This is a genomic window from Micromonospora sp. NPDC023814 (assembly GCF_040639595.1).
GTDB lineage: Bacteria > Actinomycetota > Actinomycetes > Mycobacteriales > Micromonosporaceae > Micromonospora.
Window position 1 is genome coordinate 49,125 of record NZ_JBFAAF010000053.1, and the last position, 6,695, is coordinate 55,819.

Annotated in this window: 4 protein-coding genes and 1 pseudogene; 4 read left to right on the plus strand and 1 reads right to left on the minus strand. The window is 76.7% G+C overall.

Features of this window, described 5'->3' with window-relative positions; translation table 11 throughout:
• Nucleotides 1-12: 12 nt before the first annotated feature.
• The 4 genes and pseudogenes from AB0G14_RS24835 to AB0G14_RS24850 all read left to right on the plus strand — a co-directional run.
• Nucleotides 13-3,414 (plus strand): DUF3892 domain-containing protein, encoded by a 3,402-nt coding sequence (locus tag AB0G14_RS24835; RefSeq protein ID WP_357701203.1) that lies wholly within the window; start codon nucleotides 13-15, stop codon nucleotides 3,412-3,414.
• Between the two features lie 250 nt (nucleotides 3,415-3,664).
• The gene (locus tag AB0G14_RS24840; RefSeq protein WP_357701205.1) at nucleotides 3,665-4,180 is read left to right on the plus strand and encodes a GNAT family N-acetyltransferase; all 516 of its coding nucleotides are present in this window, start codon (nucleotides 3,665-3,667) and stop codon (nucleotides 4,178-4,180) included.
• A 205-nt stretch (nucleotides 4,181-4,385) separates the two neighbouring features.
• Complete coding sequence (locus AB0G14_RS24845) at nucleotides 4,386-5,525, plus strand: CaiB/BaiF CoA-transferase family protein (RefSeq protein WP_357701207.1); 1,140 nt, start codon at nucleotides 4,386-4,388, stop codon at nucleotides 5,523-5,525.
• Nucleotides 5,526-5,570: 45 nt separating this feature from the next.
• Nucleotides 5,571-5,651: pseudogene (locus tag AB0G14_RS24850) on the plus strand (DNA-binding response regulator); the annotation flags it as partial.
• Nucleotides 5,652-5,683: 32 nt separating this feature from the next.
• On the opposite strand, the gene AB0G14_RS24855 reads toward AB0G14_RS24850, so the two are convergent.
• Nucleotides 5,684-6,550, minus strand: coding sequence for a MauE/DoxX family redox-associated membrane protein (locus tag AB0G14_RS24855; protein ID WP_357701209.1), 867 nt, complete (start codon nucleotides 6,548-6,550; stop codon nucleotides 5,684-5,686).
• Nucleotides 6,551-6,695 lie beyond the last annotated feature (145 nt).

Below are 6,695 nucleotides of genomic sequence, written 5' to 3' on the forward strand. Positions count from 1 at the left end.
GAGCCCCCTGTCGTGACAACTGTCCTCGTCCCGGTCGCGCTCGACGTCCTGGTCGTGCGGGAGCCCGGCGCCGCCTCCGACTGGGCGCGTACGGCGCTGACCCGGCCCACCCCGCCGGCCAGCGGCCGGGTGCGGCAGGACGTGCTGCCCGAACCGTTCAGCGCGCGGCAGACCGCCCGGCCGCCCGGCGCGCACCTGCACTGGGGGCTGCCCGACGGGCTGACCCGTGGCGTCGCCGACGACACCGGCGCGACCACGTTCCCGCCGGTGCCCGACCGGTGGCTGGTCGTGCGGATCTCCGGCCCGGCGACGCCCGGTCCCCGGGCGGTGGAGGCGTGGCTGCTGCCGTACGCGGGCGCGATCGAACCCGTCCGGGTGGACCGGGCGTTGACCGGCCCGACCCTGCCGGCCCCCGGCGCCGCGCCCAGGTCCCCGCTGACGGCACTCGGCCACGGCGACCTCGGCTGGGCCGGCTACTACGACAACGTGACCCACCGGTTCGCCCTGCACGACGAGCTGACCGGGGTGACGGGCCCGGTGGCGTACCTGGTGCTCGGCTGGTACACCGACCCCGTTCGCGACCCGCTGCACGTGGCCGGGGAGACGGCGTACACCGAGCGGATGGAGGACCTCGGCTGGGAGGTCCACCCGCCGCGCCGCGACGACCAGCCGGTGCCGGACCGGTCGGTCTACCACGCGGCGGCGGTGTCCATCGGCTGGCCGCAGCCGAACTGGCCCGGCGACGGCGGGCTGCTCGGTCGGGAGACCGACTACCGTCCCGCGTCGGACGCGGTGGCGGTGGCGCTGGGGGAGACCCTCGCCGAGGCCCTCGCGGCGCTGGCCGCCGAACCGGACGACCCCGCCGACGCGGCCCGCATGGTCGAGGCGCTGCTGCAGGGCGCGCTGTCCGACGTGACCAGCGCCGACGGTCCCGCCCGGCTGGACGCCTCGCTGCACCAGAGCCGGTTCGGCTCGGCCCCGGCGGCGGCGGGCAACGAGTACATCTGGCAGCCGGCGGCCGGCTCCGGCGGTGCCGCCGGCGGCGGGTCGTTCGTGCAGGTGGAACGGACCCGGCCGCGGGTCTGGCACGCGTTGGAGCCGGCGCTGGTGGTGGCCGGTGGCGGACGCAGCCCGAAGCACGGCGCCGACGGCCGCTACTCCGAGTTGGGCAACCTGCTGTGCCGGGTGGACGGGCAGACCGTACGCGGCTTCGGCGTGGCCGGCGGCGACGCCGGTCCGGGCGCGGCGGTGCTGCCGCCCACCCCGCTGGCCGGGCTGCTGCCGCAGTACGGCGTGCCGGCGGTGGCCACGGACCTGCTCGTCGAGCTGGCCAGCATCGACCCGGGATCCGCCCCCGACCTGGCGCTGGCCACCGACACCCAGCCGTCGCCGGTGGCCGCCGCGCGGGCGGCGTGGTGGGCGACGTTCGACCCGGGCGCGGGGGACCCGACGCGGCCGCCGGCGGGCGCCGTGGTCGACGGGCAGTTGCCCAGCCCGGTCGGGGTGACGCCGCCGAGCCGGCCGTGGAACCCGCTGCTGCTGGAGTGGTCGGCCACCTACCTGCCGACGCCGCGCGGGGCGCACGACTGGCCGCTGGGCGAGGTCGACCACGACCTGCCGGCCGTCGTGACCGAGCCGGCGCCGGAGACGGGCCGTGCGCTGCGCGGGCGGGTGATGCTGTCGGCGTCGGCGGCGGCGCTGCTCGACGGCACGGTCGACCCGCAGGACGCCGAACGCGACCTGCTCTCCGGCGAACTCGTCGGGATCGCCGAGCAGCTGCGCCGCGACGCCACCGGCCTGGTGGTGGACGCCCCGAACGCCACCGACGCCGCGCAGCCGCCACAGACCCCCCGCGCCGCGGACTTCGTGGCCCTGCGGGCCGGGTTCCTGCGGCTGGACCGGGCCCGCCTGGTCGACGGCTACGGCCGGTTCCTGGAGGTGCTCGGCCCGGACGTGGCGACGCCCGCGCCGGTGACGCACGGGGTGACGCTCGCCGTGCCGGGCCACCCGGACCTGGCCGCCCTGCGTCCGCGCTTCACCGCCCCGGCCCGGGTGCTGCTGCGCTTCGCCGACGCGCTCGGCGCGCCGCGCGACGCGGACGCGGGCGTCAGCCCGGTGTGCGGCTACCTGGTGCCGTCGTCGGTGGACCGCACGCTGGAGTTCTTCGACGACAAGGGCAACGGCTACGGGCGGCTGCGCCCCGACCCGGAGACGGTGACCGCGTGGGAGGAGGACCCGGGCCGTCCGGCGACCCTGGGCGCGCCGCCGAGCCGGTTCCTGCCGAACCCGCTGCTGGCCCGGTTCGCCGACCGCATGCTGGCCGCCGACCACGCGCTGGCCACCGCCCGGGCGGGCGGCCATCCGGCCGGCGGCGCGCAGAGCGCCCTGGAGTCGCTGCTGCGGGTGCTGGACACCACCCGGTGGACGGTGGACGTGACCGGCCGGGCCGGCGACGAGCACTTGGCGCTGCTGCTCGGCCGGCCGGTCGCGGTGGTGCGGGCGTACCTGAAGGTGGAGGTGGAGGATCCGCGGCAGCCCCCGGAGAACGCGCGCACCGGCGTCCCGGTGCGGCTGGGCACGCTGTCACGGGCGCAGGACGGGCTGCTGGCGTACTGCGTCGGTGACGACATGGACCGGCTGCACATCGTGGACCCGGCGGTGGCGCTGCTCGCGCCGGGGCTGCCCGACGCCAGTGGGGCGGCAGCGCTGCCGGGCGCGGATCCGATCACCTCGCCGTACGTGGACACGTCCGGGGTGTTCACGGTCAACCCGGGGGTGCCGGTGCCGCTGACCCTGCTGATGGTGCCCGGCTCCGACGTGCACGTCACCGCGGGGCTGGTGCCGCAGAAGTCGGTGGGGCTGCTGCGGGAGTGGACATCCTCGGCACTGTCCCGGCTGTCGCCCGCCCTGCGCCACGGCCCGGTCCTGCACGACCTGGAGACGACCCGCCTGCCGCTGCCACAGGACGTCCGCGGCTCGTGGCACTGGCACCGGCGCGCCGAGCCGGGCACGTGGCGGACGGACGTGGTGGTGCCGAGCACCCCGGACGCGTTGCTGCCGAACGAGCCGTCGACGGCCAGCGAGGGCTGGTTGCAGGTGGCGCTGGTCGCCGACACCGAGTACCACGACACGGCCGTGCCGGTGCGGGTGAGCTGCGTGCGCACCTCGGGTGGCACGACCGTCGCCCTGGGCGGGCAGAACGGCGACGGCAGTCACTTCCTCATCCCGGTGCCGGAGGCGATCGAGCTGATGGGCAGCGGCCGGTTCGCGTTCTTCGTGCAGGAGCCCGGCACGGAACGTACGGCCATCCGGGTGGTCCGGCCCAAGCGCGGCCGGCCCTACCTGCGTACCATCGCCGACGACGCGTCGCCGAACAACCTGGACAGCCTGCCGGAGTGCCACCACGTCGCGTGAGGCGGCACACGGCGGCGTCGATGCCGGCGGGGCGAGTGGCGGGCGGGTCGCGCCGCGATCCCGCCGGCGCGAAGGGCGGCTGCGCGCCGGGCGCCGGGCCTGCTAACGTCGCGTCAGCGCGAGAGGCGCGTGATCACGGGACAGGGAGGTTGATGAATATGGCCGCCGTCGGCCTTCATCAGCATGCCCTTGTCCGGCCCGCGCGACAGTAGCGCGAGGTCCGGGTCGTTACCACGACCAGGAGTGACACGTGTCTTCCTCTTCCTCATCATCCCGGATCGACCTGACCACCGACCGCCTGGTGCTCCGGCCCTGGACCACCGCCGAGGCCACCGCGGTCCTCGGTGACACCAGGTCCGCGTACTGGGCGGACGACTTCCCCGCCGACGGCGACCGCGTCGTCGCGGGCCTCTTCGACCAGCACCCCGCCTGGCTGGGCGCGTACGGCCACCGCCTGATCGTCGAGCGCGACAGCGGGCTGGTGGTGGGCTCGATCGGCCTGTTCTGGCCGCCCAGCGAGGGCACCCTCGAAATCGGATACGGCATCGTGCCGTCCCGCCGCGGCCGGGGCTACGCCTCCGAGGCGACCCGGGCCCTGGCGGAGTTCGCCCTCACCGCGTCGGCGGTCCACGCCGTGGCCGCCGACGTGGAACTGTCGAACCCGTCATCCGTCCGGGTGCTGGAGAAGGCGGGCTTCCACCGATGGGCCACCGAGGGGAACCTGGCCCGGTACCGGATCACGAGACCGGAGCACCACCGGCGGTGACCCGGTGGTCCGGCGCGACGACCCGCGACGCGACGCGGGCGTTCGTCGCGCCGGCCCGTCCGGCGTGGGATCCCTCGGGGCGGGCGACGCCCGGCGCGCCGGCTGTGCCATCGTTGTCCTTCCATCGGGGACCGTCGGGTGCGGACGGCGAACCGCCCGTACCCGACGGCGCGCGCCCGCGGCGGCAGCGGGTAGGGGAGGGGCGATGGCGGAGCCGCAGGCCGGGCCGCTGAGCGGCATCCTCGTCGCGGACTTCTCGCGGATCCTGGCCGGGCCGTACGCGACCATGCTGCTCGCCGACCTCGGCGCCGAGGTGGTCAAGGTGGAGGGGCCCGGCGGGGACGACACCCGCGCCTGGATGCCGCCGGTCCGGGAGGGGACGTCCACCTACTACCTCGGCGTCAACCGCAACAAGCGCTCGGTGGTCCTCGACCTCGCCGACCCCGACGACCTCGACGTCGCCCGGCGGCTCGTCCGGCGGGCCGACGTCATGATCCAGAACTTCCGCCCCGGCGGGCTGAAGCGCTTCGGCCTCGACTACGACGGCGTCGCCGCCGCCAACGAACGGATCGTCTACGCCTCGATCAGCGGCTTCGGCACCGGCGCAGGCGCGGACCTGCTCGGCTACGACCTCGTGGTCCAGGCCGCGTCGGGCCTGATGAGCCTCACCGGCGAGCCAAACGGCCCGCCGTACAAGGCCGGTGTCGCCGTGTTCGACGTGATGGCGGGTCTGCACGCGGCCCTCGGCATCCTCGCCGCCCTGCACCACCGCGCCCACACCGGCGTCGGCCAGCACGTCGAGGTGAACCTGCTCTCCTCGGCGCTGTCCGGCCTGGTCAACCACGCCAGCGGCCACGTCGCCGGCGGCGCCGCGCCGTTCCGGATGGGCAACGCCCACCCGAGCCTGTTCCCGTACGAGCCGCTGCCGGCCGCCGACGGCGACCTCGTCGTCATCGCCGGCAACGACGGTCAGTTCCGGAAGCTGTGCGAGGTGCTCGGCCTGCCCGGGCTGCCCGACGACCCCCGGTTCCGGCGCAACCCCGACCGGACCGCGAACCGGGAGGTCCTGCGCCCGATGCTGGTCGAGCGGCTGGTCCGGCGGACCCGCGACGAGTGGTTCCGGGACCTGCGCGCGGCGGGCGTGCCGTGCGCTCCGATCAACACGGTCGACGGCGGCGTCGCCCTGGCCCGGGATCTCGGGCTCGACCCGGTGGTCACCGTCGGCGGGGTGCCGGGCGTCCGCAACCCGATCGGCTTCTCCGCCACGCCGCCCCGGTACGACCTGCCGCCGCCCCGCCTCGACGAGCACGGCGACGAGATCCGCGCCTGGCTGACCGCCGACTGAAGCCCCGGTCGACCGCGCCCGACACCCATCCGGCCAGGCCACCCGAGGCGCAGGTTGGAGGGCGACCCGACCCGTCCACGCCACCTGCTCACCGAACCCGGCATGGGGTACCGGTTCCAGCCCTGACGCCGGTCGCCGGAGGGTGGCTCGGGGCGGCGTCAGACCGGCGCGACGGAGAGCCGAGGGCCGGCGGGCGGCGGCGCGGCGGCCAGGCTGAGCAGGGTGTGCCCGGTGGCGTCGTCGACCACGGCGACCCGTACGGCGTCGGGCTCCCGGTCGGCCAGCGGCACGGCGAACACCGCGGTCGCCGGGCGGCCCCGGTAGCGCGCGGCGTGCCCGACGAAGCGCCAGTCGCCGTCGTCCCAGTGTTCCCGAACGTCGGAGCGGAGCAGCGGGGCCACCCGCCGGTAGGCGTCGCTGAGCTGGAGCTGCTGCACGGTGGCCAGCAGCGGCACGCCGGTGCCGCCGCGCAGCGGATGGGTCAGTCGGGCGCGCAGCCGGCGCAGCGGCAGCAGCCAGGCCGCGTCCAGCTCCGGCGAGAGCGCCACCACCGCCGCCAGTTCGGCGACCAGCACGGCGCCGCCGGCCACCGGCCGCCCGGCGAGTGCGCCCGCCCAGCCGCCGGCGGCCAGCCCCGCCAGCCCGGCCGCCGCGAGCAGCAGCCCGGCCCGGGCCAGGCTGCGGCCGGAGACCGGGGTCGGCCGGGCGCTCAGGCACCCGCAGGAGGAGTCGGGGGCGGCGCGCCGGGCGTACGTCAGGTAGGCGAGGAACCCGGCCGTCAGGACGGTCGCGCCGACCGCCTCCAGAGGCAGCGCGGGCGGCAGCACGAGCAGCGCGCCGAGGGCCAGCTCGACACCGCCGAGCAGCCGGTACGCGGGCAGCGCCCGGTGCTGCCCGAGCAGGCGGACGAGCGCCGACCGGCCGGCCGCCGCGGCGGCGTGCCGGCTGAAGAGCTTCACGCGGGCGGACCAGATCAGCACCGCGCCGACGACCAGCGGTTGCAGCGCCGCGATCATGTCGATCATGTGGTCTCCATCGGGTGGTCCGGCGGGCGGCCTCCGGGCGGTCCGCGGCCGCGGGCCGCCCCGGGGCCGCCCCGGGGGGCGGGGGGGGTGAAGGGGGGGATGGGGATGAGGGTTGTGGGGCGGGGGGCCGCGCCCGGCCCCGGGA

What these genes read in the sequence shown, in the direction of transcription:
- AB0G14_RS24845 (WP_357701207.1), top strand. Translation starts at nt 4,386, where the DNA reads ATGGCGGAGCCGCAGGCCGGGCCGCTGAGCGGCATCCTCGTCGCGGAC.
- AB0G14_RS24855 (WP_357701209.1), bottom strand. Translation starts at nt 6,550, where the DNA reads ATGATCGACATGATCGCGGCGCTGCAACCGCTGGTCGTCGGCGCGGTG.